General features: G+C 38.1%; 17 protein-coding genes and 1 tRNA gene. 11 read left to right on the top strand and 7 right to left on the bottom strand.

Annotated elements, in window-relative coordinates; all coding sequences use genetic code 11:
* Window positions 1–149 precede the first annotated feature (149 nt).
* On the top strand, window positions 150–1,250 hold the full coding sequence (gene dinB, locus RM541_RS16155; RefSeq protein ID WP_311501168.1) for a DNA polymerase IV: 1,101 nt from the start codon (window positions 150–152) through the stop codon (window positions 1,248–1,250).
* A gap of 681 nt (window positions 1,251–1,931) precedes the next feature.
* Here dinB and pyk read toward each other — a convergent pair.
* The 5 genes from pyk to RM541_RS16130 form a co-directional block, all read right to left on the bottom strand.
* A complete protein-coding gene (pyk, locus tag RM541_RS16150) occupies window positions 1,932–3,362 on the bottom strand; it encodes a pyruvate kinase (RefSeq protein ID WP_311501167.1) in 1,431 nt (476 codons plus the stop codon).
* Entirely contained in the window at window positions 3,362–3,850 is a 489-nt protein-coding gene (locus RM541_RS16145; RefSeq protein ID WP_311501166.1) for an IPExxxVDY family protein, read from the bottom strand. Before RM541_RS16145 ends, pyk begins: the two co-directional genes overlap by 1 nt.
* 113 nt (window positions 3,851–3,963) lie before the next feature.
* On the bottom strand, window positions 3,964–4,692 hold the full coding sequence (gene rnc, locus RM541_RS16140) for a ribonuclease III (protein ID WP_311501165.1): 729 nt from the start codon (window positions 4,690–4,692) through the stop codon (window positions 3,964–3,966).
* 5 nt (window positions 4,693–4,697) lie between these two features.
* The gene (gene fabF, locus RM541_RS16135) at window positions 4,698–5,951 is read right to left on the bottom strand and encodes a beta-ketoacyl-ACP synthase II (RefSeq protein WP_311501164.1); all 1,254 of its coding nucleotides are present in this window, start codon (window positions 5,949–5,951) and stop codon (window positions 4,698–4,700) included.
* A gap of 15 nt (window positions 5,952–5,966) precedes the next feature.
* Window positions 5,967–6,203: an acyl carrier protein gene (locus tag RM541_RS16130; RefSeq protein WP_013069791.1), complete on the bottom strand. Its 237-nt coding sequence runs from the start codon at window positions 6,201–6,203 to the stop codon at window positions 5,967–5,969.
* A 155-nt stretch (window positions 6,204–6,358) separates the two neighbouring features.
* Between RM541_RS16130 and purN the strand changes: the two genes are divergently transcribed.
* The 4 genes from purN (at window position 6,359) to RM541_RS16110 (ending at window position 10,383) form a co-directional block, all read left to right on the top strand.
* Complete coding sequence (gene purN / locus RM541_RS16125) at window positions 6,359–6,952, top strand: phosphoribosylglycinamide formyltransferase (RefSeq protein ID WP_311501163.1); 594 nt, start codon at window positions 6,359–6,361, stop codon at window positions 6,950–6,952.
* A complete protein-coding gene (gene rnhA / locus RM541_RS16120) occupies window positions 6,945–7,412 on the top strand; it encodes a ribonuclease HI (protein WP_311501162.1) in 468 nt (155 codons plus the stop codon). The genes purN and rnhA overlap by 8 nt, the downstream gene beginning before the upstream one ends.
* Window positions 7,413–7,493: 81 nt before the next feature.
* The gene (locus RM541_RS16115) at window positions 7,494–8,417 is read left to right on the top strand and encodes a PfkB family carbohydrate kinase (protein WP_311501161.1); all 924 of its coding nucleotides are present in this window, start codon (window positions 7,494–7,496) and stop codon (window positions 8,415–8,417) included.
* Between the two features lie 67 nt (window positions 8,418–8,484).
* A complete protein-coding gene (locus RM541_RS16110) occupies window positions 8,485–10,383 on the top strand; it encodes an amidophosphoribosyltransferase (protein WP_311501160.1) in 1,899 nt (632 codons plus the stop codon).
* Window positions 10,384–11,584: 1,201 nt separating this feature from the next.
* Here RM541_RS16110 and RM541_RS16105 read toward each other — a convergent pair.
* Window positions 11,585–12,193 carry a superoxide dismutase gene (locus RM541_RS16105; protein ID WP_311501159.1) on the bottom strand — a complete coding sequence of 203 codons (609 nt, stop codon included), beginning with the start codon at window positions 12,191–12,193 and terminating at the stop codon, window positions 11,585–11,587.
* 180 nt (window positions 12,194–12,373) lie between these two features.
* Between RM541_RS16105 and RM541_RS16100 the strand changes: the two genes are divergently transcribed.
* From RM541_RS16100 to RM541_RS16080, 5 genes are all read left to right on the top strand, one after another.
* A complete protein-coding gene (locus RM541_RS16100; protein WP_311501158.1) occupies window positions 12,374–15,505 on the top strand; it encodes a UvrD-helicase domain-containing protein in 3,132 nt (1,043 codons plus the stop codon).
* Between the two features lie 30 nt (window positions 15,506–15,535).
* On the top strand, window positions 15,536–16,729 hold the full coding sequence (kbl, locus tag RM541_RS16095; protein WP_311501157.1) for a glycine C-acetyltransferase: 1,194 nt from the start codon (window positions 15,536–15,538) through the stop codon (window positions 16,727–16,729).
* Window positions 16,730–16,900: 171 nt separating this feature from the next.
* Window positions 16,901–18,295: an OmpA family protein gene (locus RM541_RS16090; RefSeq protein ID WP_311501156.1), complete on the top strand. Its 1,395-nt coding sequence runs from the start codon at window positions 16,901–16,903 to the stop codon at window positions 18,293–18,295.
* 77 nt (window positions 18,296–18,372) lie between these two features.
* Window positions 18,373–21,135: a PD-(D/E)XK nuclease family protein gene (locus tag RM541_RS16085; protein WP_311501155.1), complete on the top strand. Its 2,763-nt coding sequence runs from the start codon at window positions 18,373–18,375 to the stop codon at window positions 21,133–21,135.
* 26 nt (window positions 21,136–21,161) lie between these two features.
* The gene (locus RM541_RS16080) at window positions 21,162–22,040 is read left to right on the top strand and encodes an alpha/beta hydrolase family protein (RefSeq protein WP_311501154.1); all 879 of its coding nucleotides are present in this window, start codon (window positions 21,162–21,164) and stop codon (window positions 22,038–22,040) included.
* 46 nt (window positions 22,041–22,086) lie between these two features.
* Here the strand turns inward: RM541_RS16080 and RM541_RS16075 are convergent.
* Window positions 22,087–22,160 (bottom strand) — tRNA-Ala (locus RM541_RS16075).
* Window positions 22,161–22,735: 575 nt separating this feature from the next.
* On the opposite strand from RM541_RS16075, the gene RM541_RS16070 reads away from it, so the two are divergent.
* Window positions 22,736–24,064, top strand: a complete 1,329-nt coding sequence (locus RM541_RS16070) for an MATE family efflux transporter (RefSeq protein ID WP_311501153.1) — start codon at window positions 22,736–22,738, stop codon at window positions 24,062–24,064.
* Window positions 24,065–24,129: the final 65 nt, after the last annotated feature.

The raw sequence follows: 24,129 nt of genomic DNA, 5'->3' as shown, positions 1-24,129 counted from the left end.
CTACCAAAGATACATAATGATTTGTATTTTCGAAGATAGTCTGTACAAGTGGATTTTTTCATGTTATCACGACTATTTATACAGGTTTGATTAGCCACATCATAGAGGAAAATATTCTTTTCAGAAGCGGAATTCATTAAATTTACAGCGTGCAAGAACTTATCCCTTTACGCAAAATCATCCACATAGATATGGATGCTTTTTATGCTTCCGTAGAACAATTGGACAATCCTGAGCTTAGGGGAAAACCTATTGCCGTTGGCGGAAGTTCTAAAAGAGGTGTAGTGGCTGCCGCAAGTTATGAAGCACGAAAATTTGGAGTAAAAAGTGCGATGAGCAGCGTTATGGCTATCAGGAACTGTCCTCATTTAATTTTTGTGAAAACACGTTTTGAACGCTATCGTGAAGTTTCCCGGCAGATAAGGGAAATATTTTTGGAATATACAGACCTGGTGGAGCCATTATCCCTGGACGAAGCTTATCTTGATGTCACGGAAAATAAAAAAGGAAACCCCAGTGCCACCTTAGTTGCCAGGGAAATAAGGCAAAGAATTAAGGATAAGACGGGGCTAAATGCATCTGCGGGAATTTCCATTAATAAATTTATTGCCAAAATTGCCAGCGATTATAATAAGCCTAACGGTCAAAAAACGGTTAACCCTGAAGAGGTACTGGAATTCCTTGAAAAACTGGACATCAGGAAATTTCATGGTGTTGGCAAGGTAACTGCAGAAAAGATGTACCGACTCGGAATTTTTACCGGCGTGGACCTTAAACAGAAGTCAGCTGAATACTTAACCGAAAACTTCGGAAAAAGCGGGCTACATTACTACAACGTAGTAAGGGGAATTCACTTAAGCGAAGTAAAGCCCAATCGAATAAGAAAATCACTTGGTGCGGAACGAACTTTTAATGAAAATATTTCTTCAGAAATTTTTATGCTGGAGCGACTGGAAAACATTGCTGAAGAAATAGAACGCCGACTGGAAAAAAGCAAAGTTGCCGGGAAAACTGTTACCTTAAAGATTAAATACAGCGACTTTACGTTACAAACACGGAGCAAAACCATCTCCTATTATATTTCCAGCAAAGAATTGATCCTCGAAATTGCAAAGGAGCTGTTGTATCAGGAAAAGATGAAAAATTCTGTTAGATTGCTAGGTATCTCCCTCTCCAATCTTAATACCGACAAGCCGGAAGAAAAAGAACAGAAAGAAGAAATAGAGGTTCAGCTGAGATTCGAATTTTAAAAATTTTATTAGTAATAGTTTTAAGAAAAAACTTAATAAAATTATGGTCTCTCATTGTACTTGCATTGTTATTATATTCCTTTAATGATAACGAGAAGGAGCGCTACAAAATACCTGAAAATTTTGTTATGCTAATTTCTTCAGACAGCATTAAAACCTGGAAAATAGCTGAACGCTACAATGGCAAAGTAAGAATGAATATGGACCCCTGCTTCATGTCCTACCGCCAAACATTTCTTAGAGAAAGTTCTTTTATGATAATAGTAAAGAAACCAAAGGTTTTGGTGAAAGTTTAGAAGGAAATTGGCACTTACATCATAACTCTAAAGGCGATTCCTATATAAAGTTAGTGGGCCCTCAAATTTCACAATTATTAAAGATTTCGGAAAATCATAAGTACTTCAAGGTATTGTATTTATCAAAAGACACTTTAAAATTAACTTTTGAACATCAGCAAGACGGCAATAACAAAAGGGTTATTACAGACCTTCTTGTACGTGAAGATTTAGATGTTAGCGACAGATATTATCATCGTTAGTTCCTGATTATAAGAACCTCTTAAATTTCGACTTTTGAAAAATAATCTCTGTGAATTTTGTTACCATACCGCAAGAATAGTAAAAATAAAAAGGCCACGAATACAGCAAGTATCCGTGGCCTTTAAATAAAGATCTATTTCTGCTATTCTATCTCCGAAACTCTTAGAGTGTTCACCATACCTTTATCTGCCATTGGCATTGCGGCAAGGTTGACGGTAAAATCTCCCGGCTTCACATAACCTCCTTCTTTAGCAATAGAGTTGATATCATCTATGGTTTCGTCTGTACTAACATATTTATCATAGTGAAAAGCTTTAACACCCCAAAGCAGACTTAACTGCGCCAAAATTCTCATGTTAGGAGTAAAAACCAGGATATGCGACTCCGGCCTCCATGCAGAAATCTGAAAAGCCGTGTAGCCACTATTAGTTAATGTACAAATAGCTTTTGCTTTTATCTCGTTAGCCATATGGGCCGCATGAAAGCATACCGCTTTGGTAATATATCGCTTGGTGCGCACGTGTGGTGGGTCATGAGGTACCTTAATAAGCGGTGAATTCTCCACACTCTCTAATATTTGACACATCTTTTCTATTACCTGCACCGGATATTGTCCAACAGACGTTTCTCCACTAAGCATCACGGCATCTGCACCATCCATAACAGAGTTTGCCACATCATTCACCTCTGCCCTTGTAGGCGTAAGGCTTGTGATCATCGTCTCCATCATTTGTGTTGCAATAATTACAGGAATTCTAGCTTTTTTAGCGGTAAGAACAAGTTTCTTTTGGATAAGCGGCACTTCCTGGGCAGGTATTTCTACTCCAAGATCCCCACGGGCAACCATTAAACCATCACAATAAGCTACAATTTTTTCAATATTCTGAACCCCTTCAGGCTTCTCAATTTTAGCAATAATTGGAGTTTTATACTGGCTATGCTTTTTTAATAATTCCTGTAATTCTATAAGATCTTCTGCATGTCGCACAAAAGAAAGTGCTATCCAGTCTACTTCCTGCTCGCAGGCGAATATGGCATCTTTTACGTCCTTTTCAGTCAAAGCAGGTAAAGAAATTTTTGTATTGGGAAGGTTTACTCCTTTTTTGGATTTTAAAGGACCTCCCTGTACTACCTTGGTTTTGACTTCGTCCTTTTTATTTGTACTAACGACTTCAAATATGAGCTTTCCGTCATCAAGAAGGATGCGTTCTCCGGGAGCTACATCCTGTGGGAATGTATCATAATTCATATATACCCGCTCTGCTGTTCCTTCGAATTTCTTTCCGGTAGCAAAGATAATTTCATCTCCCTTCTTAACCACAACTTCCTCCTTCATTACACCAACGCGCAATTTTGGACCCTGCAGGTCACCCAGGATGGCAGCACTGAAATTATGTTCTTTATTAAGTTCCCTAATCATTTTGATACGCTCTTTAACCCCCTCATAATCTGCATGAGAAAAGTTAATCCTGAACACGTTAACTCCAGCCTGGAGCATATCGTATAAAATTTCCTTGGTACTTGTCGCCGGCCCGAGAGTGGCAACTATTTTAGTCTTCTTGTTTGTTGGCATTATTCAAAAATTAGATTTTCTTTCGATTTTAGGTTATCTGCATCTATATCATATGCAGCAAGAACTTGCGGAATACTATTTATAATATTCAGAAGTCTTTTATAAACATTATAGGGCATGTCTTCTTGTATTTTCAAAAAAAAGTCCACCTTTTTATACTCAGGTATAAGATGTACAACCAGAGGCCTCACTTCTTCTTCATAAAATAACGACCCTGAGCTTAATATTTTTCTGGCCTGACCTTTATATTTATTTGTGACCAGATTGTATACACAATGCGTTTTATGGTCTTTTGAAATGAACAAAGCGTACATTGCCTGAACAGATTTATGGTTAAAATCTACGTCCTGCCTAGCTCTTTTTAATTGTAGATTTAAGTATTTATTTAATAGGTAAGCCATTTTATATTGTTCTACAGGACAATAAATAGCTACTAACCTAAAGCTTTCTTCCTCTACCTCATCCAGCAACATTTTATGCGAATGCATATCAAATACTTTGGTTAAAGATAAAATAAGAATGACAAAATATGGGTTCCACAGATTAAAAATCACGAACTTTTTACGAAAACGATATAGTATACCTAACTCAGTAAAAGTTGTTACATCTTATTTTGAAAGGCATAATAGGCTCGTTTTGAAGCTTTTTCTTCTGCTTTTTTCTTAGAAGTTGCTCTTGCCTTTGCCACTACCCTGTCATTAATCCTGAGTTTCACTGCAAAATGTTTAAGCTCATCATTTCCTGTGTCCTCATAAACTTCGTAATCAAATTCTTTTTTCTCCTTTTGGCACCACTCGATGAGCAAACTCTTGTAACTGATTACCTTGCCTTCCAATTGTTCTATATCTACATAGGGCTCTATAACACGATCAAAAATAAACCTTCTGCAGTACTTGTAGCCACGATCCAGGTAAATTGCTCCAACAAGAGATTCGAACAAATTGCCATGAATATTCACGCCAAATTGCTCTTTGGGAATATTAGTCTGAACATGAGAAATCAGATTAAGATCTTTGCCCAATTCATTCAGGTGCTTACGACTTACCACTTTAGACCTCATTTTAGTAAGGTAGCCTTCATTGCCACCAGGCACTGCCCTAAACAAATGCGAGGCAATTACGGCACTTAGCATGGCATCTCCCAGAAATTCCATCCTTTCATAATTAATCGCATTGCCATTCTCATCCTTTATATTAAGAGAACGATGTGTAAAGGCTTTCTTGTAGTGGGAAATATTCTTAGGGCGAAACCCGAGTATCTTATGTATGGCATTAAAAAAATTCCCGCCCTTGGAAGAGCGGGAATTTAATATGTTCTGAATAACACTCATCGTGATTACTCAATGAATTTTTTGAATAACACGCAGGCGTTATGCCCGCCAAAACCAAATGTATTGCTCATTACCACGTTTACCTCACGTTTCTGTGCCTCGTTTAAGGTTAAATTTAATTCCGGATTAATTTTCTCGTCTGGATGTTCATGGTTGATGGTTGGAGGGACTATACCGTACTTCATCGAAAGAATAGCTGAAATAGCTTCTATCGCACCGGCAGCTCCAAGCAAATGTCCAGTCATAGATTTTGTGGAATTAATATTGATGTTTTTTGCATGATCTCCGAAGACTTTCACTATAGCCTTTAATTCTGCCACATCTCCAAGAGGAGTGGAAGTTCCGTGAGTATTTATTGCATCCACATCTTCAGGATTCATTCCTGCATTCCTTAAACAATTTTTCATAACAGCCACAACTCCGTCCCCTTCAGGGTGCGGTGCTGTCATGTGGTAAGCATCAGAAGACAATCCTCCGCCTAAAACTTCAGCATAGATTTTTGCTCCCCTTGCTTTAGCGTGCTCGTATTCCTCAAGAATAAGAGCGCCTCCACCTTCTCCAAGAACAAACCCGTCCCGGGTAGCATCAAAAGGTCTTGATGCTGTTTCAGGACTCTCATTTCTTGTAGAGAGGGCATGCATGGCGTTAAAACCACCCATACCAGCCTTTGTAACAGCTGCCTCTGATCCTCCTGTAACTATGACATCGCTGTACCCTAACCTAATATTATTAAGAGCATCTATCATAGCATTCGCAGAAGAGGCGCAGGCCGAAACTGTGGTATAATTTGCTCCCATAAATCCATGACGGATTGAAATATTACCCGGGGCAATATCTGCAATCATCTTAGGAATAAAAAAAGGATTAAACCTGGGGCTTCCATCACCTTCAGCAAAATTTATAACCTCATCCTGAAAAGTTTCAAGTCCACCAATCCCAGCTCCCCAGATTACGCCTACGCGATACTTATCTACAACATTGAGATCCAAACCTGAATCTTCAATAGCTTCATCGGAAGCTACTATCGCATACTGTGCAAATCTGTCTAGCCTTCTTACTTCCTTACGATCAAAGAAATTTAAAGGATCGAAGTTTTTGAGTTCACAAGCGAATTTGGTTTTGAATTTTTCGGTATCGAAATAAGTGATAGGTGCACTACCGCTCTTCCCCTTCACCAATCCATCCCAATATTCTTCAATATTGTTACCAACGGGGGTTAGTGCTCCTAATCCCGTTACTACAACTCGCTTTAACTCCATATGGCTTTTTTGCTTTTATTTTTTAGCGTCTTCAATATAAGAAATTGCCTGACCAACAGTAGCAATGTTTTCTGCCTGGTCATCTGGAATCTGAATATCAAATTCTTTTTCAAACTCCATAATTAGCTCCACTGTATCCAATGAATCAGCGCCCAGGTCGTTGGTGAAGCTGGCTTCGTTTACAACTTCGTTCTCGTCAACACCTAACTTGTCCACGATTATCGCTTTTACTCTTGATGCAATGTCTGACATAATATTTTATTTTAATTTTGATTAGGTGGCAAAAATAAAAAACTTTATTTTAAAACCGATTTTTACTTTAAAAATGTGAATGTAATTTACACAAATTCACTGAAACCGGTTAATTTTACATCCTAATAAATGTTAACTTTCCTATTTTGAGGATCATGCGAGAAACAAAGCAGAAAAAAATAGTCGTCTTTGCCTCAGGCTCCGGCACGAATACCGAAAATATGATAAAATATTTTCAAGATTCACCAGAGTCTCGTGTGGTAGCAGTGTTTTCTAACCGCCGTTCTGCCGGTGTTTTAAAAAAAGCATACGATCTTAACGTAAAAGCCCTTCATTTTGACAGAGACTCCTTCTACCATTCAAATGAGCTTCTTTATGTCTTACAGGATATAGAGCCGGATCTTATTGTACTTGCAGGTTTCCTTTGGATCTTTCCCGAAAACATTCTCCAGCGATTCCCTAATAAAGTGGTAAACATTCATCCTGCACTTCTTCCAAAATATGGTGGAAAAGGTATGTATGGAGACAAAGTACACAAAGCAATTATTCAAAATAAAGAAAAAGAAAGCGGAATAACCATTCATTATGTTAATGAAAGATATGATGAAGGTGAAATTGTTTTTCAGAAAAAAATAATTATTGAAGAGCATGATACTCCCGAAAGTCTTGCTACTAAGATACACGATCTTGAATACGCACATTTTCCTAAGGTAATAGAGGAACTTCTACAAGAAAAAATTAGTGAGTAACCCTCAGGTTCATATTTACACCGATGGTGCCGCAAGAGGAAACCCAGGTCCCGGAGGATATGGAATTGTCATGGAATGGGTTGGAAAGCCCTACCGCAAAGAATTCTCACAAGGATATAAACATACCACTAATAACCGTATGGAACTACTGGCAGTTATTAAAGCCCTGAAAAAATTAAAGAAGCCCGGAATTGAGGTTTTAATTTTTACTGATTCAAAATACGTGGTGGATTCAGTAGAAAAAAAATGGGTGCTTGGATGGGAGAAAAAAAACTTCAAAGACAGAAAAAATTCTGATTTATGGGTTGAATTTCTACAGGAATACCGCAAGCACAATGTGCGCTTTAAGTGGATAAAAGGACATAACAATCATCCTCAAAATGAGCGCTGCGACACACTTGCTGTAGCCGCTTCAAAAGAAAAAAAGCTGCTCATTGACAAAGGTTTTGAGGAAATCTAAAGATAAAATTTCCCTAATTCCCCTTTTGGTTTATACCTTGAAAAACAAACTGTATATTTGCAGCTTATTTTAAACTTTGTTATGAGTAAACTTCTTATTGTAGGCACCGTTGCCTTTGATGCAATTGAAACACCTTTTGGTAAAACAGATAAAATTCTCGGTGGTGCCGCCACTTACATTGGGCTTTCTGCTTCACATTTTGATGCTAACAGCGCAATAGTTTCTATTATTGGGGACGATTTTCCCCAGGAATATCTTGACTTATTTAAGAAGAGCAATATTAATATTGAGGGAATTGAAAAGGTAGAAGGTGGTAAAACCTTCTTCTGGAGTGGCCGTTATCATAATGATTTAAATTCACGCGACACCTTGGAAACCCAACTAAACGTACTTGCAGATTTCCAACCAATAGTTCCCGAGAATTATAAAGATGCTGAATTTGTGATGCTTGGCAACCTTCACCCGCTGGTACAGTTAAGCGTACTGGAACAGGTAAAGAATCCTAAGCTGGCAGTATTGGATACTATGAATTTCTGGATGGACAATGCCCTTGAAGATTTAAAGAAAGTAATTGCCAAAGTAGATGTAATCACCATTAATGATGAAGAAGCAAGGCAGCTTTCAGGAGAATATTCACTTGTAAAAGCAGCCAGAAAGATAGCAGCAATGGGACCCGAATATGTGGTTATCAAGAAAGGTGAACATGGAGCACTTCTTTTCCACAAACAAGAAATATTTTTTGCACCCGCATTACCACTGGAAGAAGTTTTTGATCCAACAGGAGCCGGAGACACTTTTGCCGGTGGCTTTATAGGTTACCTCGCCAAAACCAAAGACATTTCTTTTGAAAACATGAAAAACGCCATTATATATGGTTCCAATCTTGCTTCTTTTTGCGTAGAAAAATTTGGAACTGAAAGGATGCAGGATATAACTAAAGAAGAAGTTCATTCGCGGCTGGAAGAGTTCAGGAAACTTACCCAATTCGAAATTGAAGTAACATAATCTAACCGCCCTGTAATTTCAGGGCTTTTTTTGTGACAAAGTTGAAACCCAAACAGGTAAAAAAACTATGAGTGATGCCCTCAAACACGAATGTGGAATTGCACACATTCGACTTTTAAAACCACTGGAGTACTATAAAGAAAAGTACGGAAGTGCATTTTATGGAGTAAATAAAATGTACCTCATGATGGAAAAGCAGCATAACAGAGGCCAGGATGGCGCTGGTTTTGCAAGTATTAAATTAAATACCGCTCCGGGTGAAAGATATATAAGCAGGGTTAGATCCAACCAGGCACAACCAATACAGGACATCTTCGCCCAGATTAATGAGCGCATTAATGAGGAAATTAAAGCTAATCCTGAATATGCTGATGATGTAGCTCTGCAGAAGAAATTCATCCCGTATCTGGGAGAAGTATTTTTGGGCCACGTGCGTTATGGCACTTTCGGCAAGAATAATATCGAAAGCGTACATCCCTTCCTAAGGCAAAACAACTGGATGCACAGGAATCTTATTGTGGCCGGAAACTTTAATATGACTAATGTAAACAAGCTTTTTAATAAACTTGTGGAACTTGGGCAGCATCCAAAAGAAAGGGCAGATACTGTAACGGTAATGGAAAAAATTGGGCACTTCCTGGATTCTGAAGTCAGGAAGCTCTATAAAAAACTTAAAAAGGAAGGATTTAACAAACAACAAGCCTCACCACACATTGCCGAGCAGCTCAATGTGGCAAAAATCCTTAGAAAATCCTCCAAAGACTGGGATGGCGGCTATGCTATGGCGGGCCTAATGGGACATGGTGATTCTTTTGTTTTACGTGATCCCGCAGGAATTCGCCCTGCATACTACTATAAGGATGATGAAGTTGTGGTTGTAGCTTCAGAAAGGCCGGTAATCCAAACTGTTTTTAATGTGAAGTTTGAAGATGTGCAGGAACTTGCACCTGGTCATGCTATAATTACCAAAAAGAACGGGAAAGTTTCCATAGACCAAATTATCAAACCTCTGGAGCGAAAGGCCTGCTCTTTTGAACGGATTTATTTTTCCCGCGGAAGTGATGCTGAAATCTATAAGGAGCGGAAAAAGCTTGGTCAATTGCTGATGCCTGAAGTATTAAAATCCATCGATCATGATACCATAAATACTGTTTTTTCCTTTATTCCCAACACTGCCGAAACTTCTTTTTATGGTATGGTTGAAGCCGCACAGGACGAACTGAACAAGCAAAAGAACGACGCCATTCTTGCTGAAAAAGAAACTCTTACCGATGCACGCCTCCAGCAAATACTTTCTCACCGTCTAAGAACCGAGAAAATTGCCATTAAGGATGTAAAGCTGAGAACTTTTATTACTGAAGACAGCAGCAGGGATGATCTTGTCGCACACGTGTACGATGTAACATATGGCGTGGTAAGACCCGAAGATAATCTTGTTATTATAGACGACAGTATTGTACGTGGCACTACCCTGAAGAAAAGTATCATTAAAATGATGGATCGCTTAAACCCTAAACAGATAGTGATAGTATCTTCTGCTCCTCAAATACGCTTTCCGGACTGTTATGGAATAGATATGGCCAGGCTCGAAGACCTGGTAGCTTTTAGAGCTGCACTGGAGTTACATAAGGAAAGTAACAGTTATCAGATAATCCAGGATGTATATAATAAATGCAAAGACCAGGTAGACATGGAAGATTCTGAAGTGCAGAATTTTGTCAAGGAAGTTTATGATCCATTCACAAACGAACAAATATCAGATAAAATTTCAGAGCTAATTAGTGAACCTACCGTAAAGGCTAAAGTTAAAGTTATTTATCAAACGGTAGAAAACCTTCATCTTGCCTGTCCTAAAAATCTTGGAGACTGGTATTTTACAGGAGATTATCCCACCCCGGGAGGTAACCGTGTAGTGAACCGTGCTTTTATTAATTTTTACGAAGGCACAAAAGACCGTGCATACTAAATTACACTTCAACTAATATCCATGCAGTTGATCTATTTTAATTGGTGAGTTGGTTTTACTTACATACTTTAGACTTGCCATAACATAAGTAGGTTAAGTTCATGGTAGATTTGGGGCAAAAAAAGGTGGATGTAAATCCGCCTTTTTTTATTTTCTTCCGTTTCAGATTCAACACATTAAACATCAGCAATTTACATTGTGAATACTTAAATTCTTACAAAAGCTGAACTCTCTTTACCTTTTAACAAATATCCAGGCGTTTGATCTAAAAAATGATAGTCGCACCTGGTTTCTTGCTATATTCGGTATACCATAGCATAAGTAGGTTAAGTTCATGGTAGATTTGGGGCAAAAAAAGGTGGATGCAAATCCGCCTTTTTTTATTTTCTTCCGTTTCAGGCACTACGCATCTAATACCAATATTTTACTAAGGATTATATTTCTTACAAGAACTGATCTGTCTTTACCTTTTAACAAATATCCGGGTGTTTGATCTAAAAAGTGATAGTCGCACCTTGTTTCTTACTATATTCGGTATACCATAGCATAAGTAGGTTAAGTTCATGGTAGATTTGGGGCAAGAAAAGGCGGATCTAAAAAATCCGCCTTTTCTTATTTCTATACAACAGGTCGCAAGCTAAAAGTTCTGATCCTTTTCCTGCACCACAGGTCGATAATTGACATTTTAAGAAGGCGGTTTTGCTTCAAGTGGAAAATGGAAAGTCTCTAATTTCAATTCAGGAAGAACTCTTAATTCTTGCTTATTTCGACGTTCTCAACATTGAAAAAAATCTTTCAGGAAAGAATAGAGCTTCAGAGTAATCCAGCAATTCAGATTTTATTACCCTAACATTTCAAAGTAGATGACTACAGGTCGATAATTGGCGTTTTAAGAAGGCGGCTTTGGTTCAAGTGGAAATTAGAAAGTCTCTGGTTCCAATTCAGGAAAACTTCTTAATTCTTGCTTCTTTTGAAGTTTTCAAGATCGAAAAAAACTCTTAGGAAAGAAAATAGTTTTAGCGTAACCTACAATTCAGATTTTCAAATCCATTATTTAAAAATTATCAACTATAGATCGATAATTGTCAATTTTAGAGCTTCTCTTTTAAATAGGAAAAAATCAATTATAATTAAACATTCATAACAAAAAAAGGTTGCCTTTTTCAAGACAACCTTTTTGATATTCTTAAAGAAATAATTTCTATTTCTCTTTTGCATAGCGACTTGCTACTTCTTTCCAGTCGATAACATTAAAGAAAGCATCGATATAAGCTGGACGCTGATTTTGATAATTCAGGTAATATGCATGTTCCCATACATCAAGTCCTAAAATTGGAGTTCCTCCACAGCCTATTTCCGGCATAAGTGGATTATCCTGATTTGCAGTTGAGCAAATTTCAACTTTTCCACCTTCGTGAACACATAACCAGGCCCATCCAGAACCAAACTGTCCTGCTGCCGCTTTAGAAAATTCTTCTTTAAAAGCCTCAAAAGATCCAAAAGCATTGTCTATTGCTTTAGATAATTCGCCTTCTGGTTTTCCGCCACCATCCGGTGACATAATTTCCCAAAATAAATTGTGGTTGTAATATCCACCACCATTATTTCTAACAGCCTTATTAGATTTGTCCAGGTTCTTAAGTATATTTTCAATGGTCTTCCCTTCAAGGTCAGTACCTTCAATAGCATTATTCAATTTTGTTGTATAACCCGCATGGTGCTTATCATGGTGAATTTCCATGGTTTTAGCATCAATATGAGGCTCTAGTGCATCAAATGCATAATTTAATTTTGGTAACTCAAATGCCATAATATTTATTTTTAATGATTATTATTTTTACTCACTCAAAGTTAGCTATTAAGCGCTATAAAAGAAACAATTAAGTGTTATAAAATCCTTAAATAGCGCGGCTTTTCCGTAATGTCTTTTATATTATTAAGCAAAATACGACCTTAGAAGCTTGTAGTAACTATTCAAATTTTTTAAAAATTGACAAATTCTTTCACGATCTACAACGCCTCGGCAGGTTCAGGAAAAACCTTTACACTTGTAAAAGAATATCTTCTACTCCTCTTTAATTCCAAAAGGAAAGAGGAGTATCAAAATATCCTGGCCATTACCTTTACAAATAAAGCAGTAGACGAAATGAAGAGCAGGATTGTGGATAGCCTGCACGCATTTTCTTCGGAAGAAATTCCGGAGAAATCCAGAGGACTTTTCGAAGTAATTTCCAAGGAAACCGGGTTAAATCTGGCTCAGATCAAAGAAAAGTCAGCAAAAATCCTGAAGAGTATTATCCACAATTACGCCGCTTTTGAAGTTTCTACCATAGATGGTTTTACCCACCGCGTATTACGGACTTTTGCAAAAGACCTGGGGCTGCCGATTAATTTTGAAGTGGAGATGGCTCAGGAAGAAATCCTTATGGAAGCTGTGGAAAGCGTGATTAGCAAAGCAGGTACAGATCCAAAACTGACAAAAATCCTCGTTGACTTTACACTGAATAAAGCAGATGATGATAAAAGCTGGGACATTGCCCGCGATCTTTTTGACATTTCTAAACTGCTTATCAACGAAAACAACCAGAAACCCCTCGAACTCCTTCAGAACAAATCCCTGGAAGATTTTGAAAGATTTGCCGCTAAACTTAAATCTGAAACAAAACAAGCAAAGGAGGAAAATAAAAAACTGGCAGCAGAATTTTTTGAACTTTTAAAGCAAAACGGACTCGAAGATTCAGATTTTAGTGGAAAATATGTACCCGGTTATTTTCAAAAAATATTAGATGGAAAGACTGTTTTGAGTTTTGAAACGGGATGGATGCAGAAATTAAAAAGTGACCCGCTATATAAAAAAACTTTTAAAGACGATTCCAAAAAGGCAATTATCGATACTATTCAACCCAAGATAGTCGATCTTTTTAATGCTACAAAAGACAATTATTTCAAAATAGAATTTCTTGAAGCAGTAAATAAAAGAACGGTTCAGCTTTCTCTGCTCAATGCAATCAACCAGGAAATACAGGCAATAAAAAAAGACCGTAACCTGGTTCTTATTTCAGAATTTAATCCGCAAATAAGTGCGCAGGTAAAAGATCAGCCTGCTCCTTTTATTTACGAGCGGCTGGGCGAACGTTATAACAATTATTTTATAGACGAATTTCAGGACACCTCCCAAATGCAGTGGGAAAATCTGATTCCGTTAATGGATGCCAGCCTTGCGGGAATGGGTGGAGAAGAAGTTCCGGCAAATTTAATGCTGGTAGGAGATGCCAAACAATCTATTTATCGTTGGCGTGGCGGGAAAGCAGAGCAGTTTATAGATTTGAGCAATACCAAAACACGGCCATTTTCGATACCGCAGAACGTAGTTAATCTTCCGGCCAATTACAGAAGTGGCGAAGAAATTGTGAAATTTAACAACGCCTTTTTTGGATTTGCGGCAGATTACCTGAGCCATCCGGATTATAAGGATTTGTTTCAGAAAAGCAATCAGGAGCCTATCCGTAAAAATTGCGGCTATGTAAATGTCAGTTTTCTTGAAGCAGAAAACCGGGAAGAAGAATTCGAGGTCTATCCTGAAAAAATTCTGGAAATCATTCGTGAGCTGGAGTCTAAAAACTTCAGAAAAGGAGATATTTGCATTCTTACCAGGAAAAAAACCGAAGGAATTGCCATTGCGAATCATCTCAGCGAGCACGGTATTTCTGTAGTTTCTTCAGAAACTTTGCTTATCTCAAATTCTCCTGAAGTCAACTTTATTGCAGATCTCCTCGCCTTCTCGATTAATCCAGAAGATGACATGCTAAAAATGGCAATTTTCGACTATCTGCAAAAAGCCTTGCAACTGGAAAGTCCGCATAAGATCATCAGTGCAAACCTTCCTTTCAACGGAAATGAATTCTTTAGCTGGCTAAAAGATTTTGACCTGAATTTCGATCTTGAAAACCTTACAACACTTTCCTTATATGAAGCTGCAGAGTATATTATTCAGACTTTTGAGTTGGTCGAAGCCTCTGATGCTTATGTTCAATTCTTTCTCGACTTCATTTTTGAAAACACCCAAAAATCTTCATTGGGGATTTCAGAATTTATGGATTTATGGGAAAGGGAGAAGTCGCGTTTAAGCATTTTAGTGCCGAAAGATGATGACGCGGTAGAAATTATGACCATTCATAAAGCAAAAGGGCTGGAATTTCCCATTGTAATTTATCCTTTTGCGAATTCGGACTTCAGCGACACAAAACGAGACGATCTCTGGCTGGAAATGGAGGAACCTATGAATGAAATTCCTGTAAGTTACCTTAGTGCCTCCAAAAAAATGCTAAACTGGAACCCCGCATCTGGCGAAGTTTACCAGGAATTGCTTCACCAAAAGGAATTGGACACTTTAAATGTGCTTTATGTTGCCGCCACCCGCGCTTCAGATCAACTCTATATTTTGACAAATTTCGACCTGGATAAAAAAGGGATTTCAAAAACCAACAAAACTTCAGGCTTACTCATAGAATTCCTTAGAAGTAAAGGCTTGTGGGACGAAAGCAAAAGTTATGAATTCGGGAAAACTTCAGAAATAGCCAAAGAGACTAAAAGTAGCACCGATACCATTTCTCCTGAACATTTTTATTCTTCAGCAACACAAAGCCAGGCGGTAAATATAGTGACCCGCTCTGGCTCACTTTGGGATACGAAACAAAAAGGCGCAATAGAAAAAGGTGAAATTGCACACGAAATTCTGGCAAAAATAAATTCTGAAGAAGATATTAAAGCGGCTATAGAGAATGCTGTTACAGACGGAATGATAACAGAAAATGCTGCGGAAGAAATTAAAGAACTTGTCTTTAAGGTCTGCAACCATCCAAAGCTAAAGCAATTTTTTTCACCGGGAGTTAATAGCTTTAATGAAAGAACCATTATTACTACTGAAGAGAAAATTCGCCCCGACAGGCTGGTGATCTCTGGAAATATATGCACGGTCATAGATTATAAAACCGGAAATACGGCAGATTCGCATATAAACCAGATTAACAAATATGCTGAAGTTCTTAGCGGAATGGGCTATGAAATTCAAGAAAAGATCCTGGTTTATGTTAACGAGGAGGTTTCTCCAATGTTTGTATAAAAGAAATGTAATTTTGCAAAAAAGAAGACTATGTACGGAAAAATAAAAGATTATTTAGAGAAAGAAATTGAAGACATTAAAGAGGCTGGACTTTATAAAAAAGAACGAATAATTACCACTCCGCAGGATGCCGTGATAAAAATCTCCACCGGGCAGGAAGTGATAAATTTTTGTGCCAATAATTACCTCGGACTTTCCTCGCACCCAGAAGTGATACAGGCTGCCAAAGACACTATGGATTCACATGGTTTTGGAATGTCCAGCGTACGTTTTATATGTGGAACCCAGGATATCCATAAGGAACTCGAGCAGAAGATCGCCGATTTCTACGGAACTGAAGACACAATTTTATATGCTGCGGCCTTTGATGCCAACGGCGGGATTTTTGAACCATTACTTACCAAGGAAGATGCGATAATTTCGGATTCCCTTAATCATGCTTCAATTATTGACGGCGTACGTTTATGTAAAGCTGCCAGATACCGTTATCAAAACAGTGATATGGCAGATCTCGAGAAGCAGTTAAAAGCAGCTAATGAAAACGGAGCGCGATTTAAAATTATAGTGACCGATGGCGTTTTCTCTATGGATGGCCTTGTAGCTCCACTGGACAAAATTTGTGACTTCGCCGATAAATATGATGCTTTGGTAATGATAGACGACTGTCACGCCACGGGCTTTATTGGTGACATGGGAATAGGAACCCTGGAAGAAAAAAATGTACTCAATCGAGTTGATATTATCACCGGAACTCTTGGGAAAGCTCTTGGAGGCGCTATGGGTGGGTATACGACTGCAAAAAAAGAGATTGTAGAACTTCTTAGACAACGTTCAAGACCTTATCTTTTTTCTAATTCACTTGCCCCAGCTATTGTAGGAGCTTCTATTAAAGTCTTTGAAATGCTGGAAAGAGACGATTCCCTACGCAGTAAATTAAAAGAAAACACCGCATATTTTAAAAAAGGAATAAAAGATGCCGGATTTGATATTATAGATGGAGAGGCAGCAATCGTTCCGGTAATGCTTTATGATGCGAAGCTATCCCAGGAAATGGCAGACAAACTTCTGGAAAAAGGCATCTATGTAATTGGCTTCTTTTATCCTGTGGTACCAAAAGAACAGGCTAGAATAAGGGTTCAACTCTCTGCTGCTCATACAAAGGAACATCTTGATAAAGCCGTAAAAGCCTTTATTGAAGTTGGTAAAGAACTGGAGATTATTTAGAAAAGTTTTTATAGAAGGCACGAAAAAAATTGGCTCTTTTTTGGGAAGAAAACCTCACGAAACCGCCATTATTCAAGGGCTAATTAAGAAAACTTTATTATTTCTTTCTTTGTTAATGTTCCTTAAGCGTATACTTTTGTTTTCAATAACATGTAAACTAAACAATTGAATATGAAACATTTTAGCAAATTCCTATTAGCTTCGATGTTGGTTCTCGGACTTACTTCGGTTAATGCTCAGGATGCCAACAATCCCTGGTCTATAGGTATCCAGACAAATGCAGTGGATTTTTATCCTACTGGACAGGATGCCCCACAGGGTGAGTGGTTCAACGATTATTTTGAAACAGATAACTGGAATATTCTCCCTGCTGTATCGAGACTTACAGTAGGACGTTATATTGGCGCTGGGTTTGTAGCCGAGGTTGGAGGATCTATAAACCAAATTGACCAATTTGGAGAACGATCTATTGGCGATCTCTCTTATTATTCAGCAGATTTAATGGCTAATTACAGTCTTAGAGCCCTTCTTAATGATGGCTGGTTCGACCCTGTAGTTGGTGTTGGTGGTAGTTATAACTGGATTGGTGATACAGACAATGATCTGCAAGGCTTTGATGGTGCTACTTTAAATGGTAAACTTGGATTTAACTTCTGGTTTTCAGACAATGTTGCTTTAACTGTTGAATCTAATTATAAGCACTCTTTCGAAACTGAAACTGCATCGCATTTCCAACATGCTGCCGGTATTAAGTTTATATTTGGTGGTACTGATTCTGATGGTGATGGTATATACGATAAAGATGACGAATGTCCTGAGACTCCTGGACTACCAGAATTTAATGGTTGTCCAGATTCTGACGGAGATGGTATAGAAGACCGTATGGATGAATGTCCCAATGAAGCTGGCTTAGCTCAGTTTAACGGATGTCCTGATACTGACGGGGATGGTGTTGCAGATCCACAAGACGAATGTCCTAATGAAGCTGGTACTGCTGCAATGAATGGATGCCCGGATTCTGATGGTGACGGAGTTGCCGATAATGAAGATGATTGTCCAAACGAAGCTGGTCCTGCCGATAATAATGGATGCCCTTATGAAGATAGAGATAATGACGGAGTAGTTGACGATGAAGATGAATGTCCAGATGTTGCTGGTACAATGGCAAATAATGGATGTCCAGAGCCAAGTGCTGAAGTTGTTTCTGAATTAAATGAGTATTCAAATACTGTATTGTTTGATCTTAACAAAGCAACAATCCGTACAGAATCTGAAGATGCATTAGATCAGATTGCTGAAATTATGGAAGAGTATTCTAACACTGTATTCCACATTGGAGGTCATACAGATAGTACAGGAGCTGATGATTACAACTTGCAACTTTCCAGAGAACGAGCGGAATCTGTAAGAGAAGCACTTGTAGAAAGAGGAATCTCATCTTCCAGATTAACTTCTGAAGGTTATGGGGAATCTCAACCAATTGCTACTAACAGTACTTCTGCAGGAAGACAGGAAAACAGAAGAGTTGAAATTTCTCTTGATGAAGAAAAAGAAATGAGAGACTAAGAAGTAGTAACTTATAGAATTAATTTTCTTTACTAAAAACGCCCCGATTAATCGGGGCGTTTTTTATTTTTGGTAGCATGAGATCATTTATAAGCCGCGTAATTCAAAGGCTCCTTTCTTCCGAAGAAAATATTTCAGAAATAACGTTTGTACTTCCCAGCAAAAGGGCCGGTGCTTTTCTGATTAACGAACTTTCCAGGTTAAGCGAAACAGCTATTTTCGCTCCAAAAATTTACAGTATTGAAGAGTTTACCGAAGAAATTTCGGGTTTAAAAACAGTAGACAATACCATTTCAATTTTCGAGTTCTTTGAAGTATACCAAGAGTGTACTCCAAAAGAAGAACAGGAAGATTTCGATACCTTTATGAATTGGGCACAAACGCTCATCCATGATTTCAATGAAGTAGATCGCTACCTGATTGATCACCGTGCATTCTTCAATTATCTTTCAGAAATTCAAGATCAAAAACACTGGTTTTTGCAGGAAGAGAAAACAGATTTAATCAAAAACTATCTGAAGTTCTGGCACAAATTACCAGAATTTTATGAGAAGCTTTCAGATGAATTTCGCTCTAAAAAGCAGGGATATCAAGGTTTAATATACAGGGAAGCAGCGGAAAAGATTCCAGAGTATACCCTGGAAAACTTACAAAAACATGTTTTCATTGGCTTTAATGCCCTAAATGCTGCGGAAGAAAAAATATTCCAGTACATGCTGGAAAATACTACTGCTGAAGTGTTTTGGGATATGGATGAAATTTTTCTTCAAGACCGTGAGCACGGTGCTTCTCTATTTATAAGAGAATACCTTGAAAAATGGCCCTATTATCAATCCCATTCCCTTCCTTTAAGAACAGAAGAATACGCCGGCAAGAAAACTATTGAAATTGCAGGTGTTCCAAAAAACATAGGCCAGGCAAAATATTTAGGTGAAATTTTGGCAAATATGAACCAGTCTGAACTGGAGAAAACAGCGGTTGTATTGGGGGAAGAAGATTTACTACTTCCGGTTTTAAACAGCCTGCCGCCCCATATTTCAGCACTTAACATCACGATGGGTTTCCCTCTCAAAAATGCTCCAATAACTTCCTTCTTTGAAAAGCTCTTTCATATTCACCTTAACAAGGAAAAGGAATATTATTACAAGGATGTGATTTCTATAATTAATCATCCTGCAATCACCCCTATTTTAAATCTACATTCTGCAAAGGTAACAGCAAAAATCAGTAAAGAAAACATAGTTTACCTAAAGCCCGTAAAACTAATTTCTTTTTTCCCTGAAGATCTTAAAAACCTGATTACTTATTGCTTTACAGACTGGCAGGATGCTCCAAAGCTGGCGCTGCAAAACTTACAGAATATTATTTCTGAAGTAAAAATGCATCTCAGAACCACAGAAAACAACCTGGGGCTGGAATTTCTTTACCATTACCACGTCCTGTTTAATAAACTCGAAAATCTGAATACCTCCTATCCTCATATAAAAACTATCAAATCCTTACACGGCTTCTTTAGGGAAATTATGAGTACTCAAAGTCTCGATTTCCAGGGGCGACCGTTTAACGGACTACAATTAATGGGGATGTTGGAATCGAGAGCCCTGGATTTTGAAAATGTAATAATTACTTCAGTGAATGAAGGCGTGTTACCTTCAGGTAAATCAAGTAATTCTTTTATTCCGTACGATCTTAAAAAAGCTTATAAACTGCCGACTTACAGAGAGAAAGATGCGGTTTACACCTATCACTTCTACAGGTTATTGCAGAGGGCAAAAAAGGTGACGCTGCTGTACAACACGGAAAGCAGCGGATTAAATGCCGGTGAAAAGAGCCGTTTTTTGACGCAGCTGCAAATAGAAAAACAGTCCAAACATCATATTATTAAAAAATCCATTGCGCCTAAAGTCGGGGCAAATCCAAAGCAGCTTCAGGAAATAAGTAAAACTCCTGAGATCATAGCGAAAATTAAATCTCTGGCAGCTTCGGGTTTTTCCCCTTCAGCATTAACGACTTACATCAGGAATCCGCTAGATTTTTACCACCAGTACGTTCTGGGGATAAAGGAGCAGGAAGAAGTAGAAGAAACTGTGGCTTACAACACGCTCGGTACCGTGGTACACGATACACTTCAGGAGTTTTACGAGCCGTATGAAAATCAGTTGATTTCCGAAGAAATTATTGAAACTTTTATAAAGCGGGTCGATAGCGAAATTAAACTTCAGTTTGAAAAATCGTATACACGCGCACCTATGGACCGTGGTCAGAATTTGCTCATTTTCGAGGTAGCAAAACGGTATCTTCTTAATTTTCTGAAATATGAAAAGAAACGTTTGAAAAGAGGAGATGAAATCCAAATCCTTCAGATAGAAAACAATCTAAAAGCTCCTCTACATATCCCAGAACTTGATTTTCCTGTTTATATCCGCGGAAAAGTGGACAGGGTAGAAAAGACGAACGGGATTACCCGAATTATAGATTATAAAACCGGAAAAGTAGAACAAAATAAAATTGAAATTTTCGACTGGGAAGCCATTGCTACAGATTATGATAAATACAGTAAAAGTTTCCAGGTATTGACTTATGCAACAATGATAAACCAAACTAAAAGGTTAGAACAGCCTGTGGAAGCCGGAATAATTTCCTTTAAAAATCTGAAGGGAGGATTTCTTAAATTTTGCAAAAAAGAAACTCCGAACCAGCGAAGTGCTAAAAAATATGAAATAAATAAGGATATTATCGAATCTTTTAAGATAGAATTGAACAAATTAATTGTGGAAATCTGTAATCCTGAAGTACCTTTCACGGAAAAAGAAATCAAGAAATCCTACGGAAGTTTTTAGTACAAACTTCTGCCTAAAAAGAAAAAATGGAGATTAAAAAAAATCTGATTATAGAAGGAAAACATGGTAAACCCATTGTTGCCGATTTGTTCTTTGAATCTGAAGAAAAACCAAAGCCCATTGTAATATTTTGTCATGGCTACAAAGGCTTTAAAGACTGGGGTGGCTGGAATTTAATGGCAGAATGGTTTGCCCGTAAAGGTTATTTTTTCGTGAAGTTTAACTTCTCTCATAATGGAACTACACCAGATAACCCAACAGAATTTCTAAATATTGAGGCCTTTGGTGATAATAATTTCACCAAAGAACTTGATGATTTACAGTCTGTCATTGATTACTTGCTACTACCCGACTTTAAACATCTTGGGCACCTGGATGTTTCCGATATTAATTTAATAGGACATTCCAGGGGTGGAGGAATTACTATAATAAAAGCTGCGGAAGAAAAAAGGATTACCAATCTTATCACCTTTGCATCTATAAGCGACTTTGGATCAAGGTTTCCTAAAGAAAAAGAACTTGAAGCGTGGCAGAAGAAAGGTGTTCGATATATTACCAACACCAGAACTAAACAGCAACTCCCGCATCATTTTCAGTTTTACCGAAATTTTAAAGAAAATGAAGAACGACTGAATATTCAAAAAGCGGCAAAAAAACTGGAAATTCCACATCTTGTTGTGCATGGTAGTAGCGACACCAGTGTTTCTATAGCAGATGCTGGTAATCTTTTTGAATGGAGTCCAACTTCGAAATTACTACTAGTGGAAAATGCAGATCATGTTTTTGGAATGAAGCATCCCTGGGAAGAGGAAGATTTTTCAAAGGATTTTAAGTATGTTCTGAACAATACTTTAGAATTTATGGAAACCGACGATCAGGATCTAATAGATGCCTACGGAGACTAGGAAAGAATATAAAAGCTAAAAACCACTGCAAATGCAGTGGTTTTTGTGGAGAATATCGGAGTCGAACCGATGACCTTTTGGCTGCCAGCCAAACGCTCTAGCCAGCTGAGCTAATCCCCCGTGTGCCGCAAATGTAATAATTTTCTTTAAATAACTAAATCTTTTATTTTCCGAATTTTAGATGATCGCACTTGCTAAGGAAAAAGATCTTGAGCAGATAAGGCAGCTAACGGAAACTTGCGCTGCGGCTAGGCAGCAAAAGGAAATTTTACCAGTGGAATAAGCATTATCCCGGTGAACGAATTTCAAAAGAAATTTAAAAGCAGGATTTTACCTAAGGTCGAAAATTGCCAAATTGAAAGCATCATTGGTTTTGACCAATTTTATGGACAAAGAAAATATTCTTGTTAAATGACTAACGAAAGCAGAAACAAGCTCTATATCCACAGTCTGGTGACAACCCCTGCCAATTGACGCTGCATAATGGGAAAATCGCTGATGGTTTTTGCTGAAAATCATGCCGGAAGCACAATTATGAGTCGGTGAGGCTGGATACCTTCAGTATAAACCAGCTAAACCAGAAATTTTTCTTTTATTATGAACTGGCGCTCTAAAATGGCAATTTTCGGCCTTAGTCTTAAAAAGCAAGCCTAAAACAGCAGCAGATATTTATCTTTGCAGCTTAATTTTTCACAGTGGCGACTTCGGTAAGTTTTAGGAACATCAACAAAATCGCAATTCCGGCGATAATTGCAGGAATTGCAGAGCCGCTTATTTCGCTCACAGACATTGCGGTGATTGGCAATGTGGAAGAAAATTCTGTAGAGGCCCTGGCCGCAGCGGGAATTGTAGGCTCCTTCCTCTCTGCGATTATCTGGATTGTTGCGCAAACGAAAACAGCAATTTCAGCAATAGTATCTCAGCATCTTGGTGCCAATAGACTACATGCCGTAAAAACGCTTATTCCACAGGCCATTGGCTTTAATCTTATTTTCAGTCTCGTTATTTATGCCGTTACCGCCTTTTTTGCTGAAGCTATTTTTAGCGCTTATAATGCCGAAGGTCTTATTTTACAATATTCTGAAAATTATTACCAGATTAGAGCGCTGGGTTATCCTTTAACGCTGGTTACTTTTGCGATATTTGGGGTTTTTCGGGGTCTTCAAAATACGCTTTGGGCAATGAAATGCAGCCTTACCGGTGCCGTAGTTAATGTGGCGCTGGATTATCTGCTGGTGTACGGAGTTGAAGGTTATATTCCTGCGATGCACCTGGAAGGTGCTGCTTTTGCCAGCCTCGCCGCCCAGGGTACAATGCTGATTATGGCGCTGTGGTTTTTCTTTAAGAAAACCCCTTTTCATTTCAAGCTAAGTTTTAACATTAATCCGCAAATGAGGCCGTTGTTGTTAATGGCAGCAAATCTTTTTGTGCGAACCGCTGCACTAAATTTTGCCATTTACCTGGCGAACGCCTACGCTACAGATTATGGAAAAAGTTATATCGCGGCGCAGAGTATTTTGATGAATATCTGGTTATTTTTCAGTTTTTTTATTGATGGATACGCAAATGCCGGAAATGCCATTGGCGGTCGTTTACTTGGCGCCCGGGATTATAAAAATTTATGGGAATTGAGTAAAAAGATCAGCCTTTATGCCGTTCTTATCGCACTTATTTTAATGGGAATCTGCGGAATTTTTTACGACGAAATAGGTTTACTTTTTAATAAGGAAGCCACTGTACTTGCCTTATTTTCTTCAGTTTTTTGGATCGTATTGCTGATGCAACCTGTAAATGCCATTGCTTTTATGTTCGACGGAATTTTTAAAGGGCTGGGTGAAGCAAAATATCTTCGGAATGTTCTTTTAGTTGCCACTTTCCTCGGATTTACTCCTACCCTGCTCATTTCAGACTATTTCGGACTAAAATTGCATGCGATCTGGATGGCTTTTTTCGTATGGATGCTGATTAGGAGCAGCGCATTGGTAATCCAATTCCGAAGAAAATATTTAGATAAAGAAGTTTAAATACTATAAAGTTCATCGTCTATTGTTCATGGTTTGTAGATAATATCTTCTGTCGATCGGGCATA

Origin of the sequence: Autumnicola psychrophila, from assembly GCF_031846645.1 — a bacterium.
In the GTDB taxonomy this organism is placed as follows: Bacteria; Bacteroidota; Bacteroidia; order Flavobacteriales; family Flavobacteriaceae; genus Autumnicola; species Autumnicola psychrophila.
Note: the sequence above shows the minus strand (reverse complement) of the source record. Positions and strands in the feature narration are given on the sequence as shown.

What these genes read in the sequence shown, in the direction of transcription:
- RM541_RS16105 (WP_311501159.1), bottom strand. Translation starts at nt 12,193, where the DNA reads ATGGCATTTGAGTTACCAAAATTAAATTATGCATTTGATGCACTAGAG.
- RM541_RS16085 (WP_311501155.1), top strand. Translation starts at nt 18,373, where the DNA reads ATGAGATCATTTATAAGCCGCGTAATTCAAAGGCTCCTTTCTTCCGAA.
- RM541_RS16130 (WP_013069791.1), bottom strand. Translation starts at nt 6,203, where the DNA reads ATGTCAGACATTGCATCAAGAGTAAAAGCGATAATCGTGGACAAGTTA.
- purN (WP_311501163.1), top strand. Translation starts at nt 6,359, where the DNA reads ATGCGAGAAACAAAGCAGAAAAAAATAGTCGTCTTTGCCTCAGGCTCC.
- RM541_RS16090 (WP_311501156.1), top strand. Translation starts at nt 16,901, where the DNA reads ATGAAACATTTTAGCAAATTCCTATTAGCTTCGATGTTGGTTCTCGGA.
- RM541_RS16145 (WP_311501166.1), bottom strand. Translation starts at nt 3,850, where the DNA reads ATGCATTCGCATAAAATGTTGCTGGATGAGGTAGAGGAAGAAAGCTTT.
- RM541_RS16115 (WP_311501161.1), top strand. Translation starts at nt 7,494, where the DNA reads ATGAGTAAACTTCTTATTGTAGGCACCGTTGCCTTTGATGCAATTGAA.
- RM541_RS16110 (WP_311501160.1), top strand. Translation starts at nt 8,485, where the DNA reads ATGAGTGATGCCCTCAAACACGAATGTGGAATTGCACACATTCGACTT.
- fabF (WP_311501164.1), bottom strand. Translation starts at nt 5,951, where the DNA reads ATGGAGTTAAAGCGAGTTGTAGTAACGGGATTAGGAGCACTAACCCCC.
- pyk (WP_311501167.1), bottom strand. Translation starts at nt 3,362, where the DNA reads ATGCCAACAAACAAGAAGACTAAAATAGTTGCCACTCTCGGGCCGGCG.
- RM541_RS16080 (WP_311501154.1), top strand. Translation starts at nt 21,162, where the DNA reads ATGGAGATTAAAAAAAATCTGATTATAGAAGGAAAACATGGTAAACCC.
- rnc (WP_311501165.1), bottom strand. Translation starts at nt 4,692, where the DNA reads ATGAGTGTTATTCAGAACATATTAAATTCCCGCTCTTCCAAGGGCGGG.
- kbl (WP_311501157.1), top strand. Translation starts at nt 15,536, where the DNA reads ATGTACGGAAAAATAAAAGATTATTTAGAGAAAGAAATTGAAGACATT.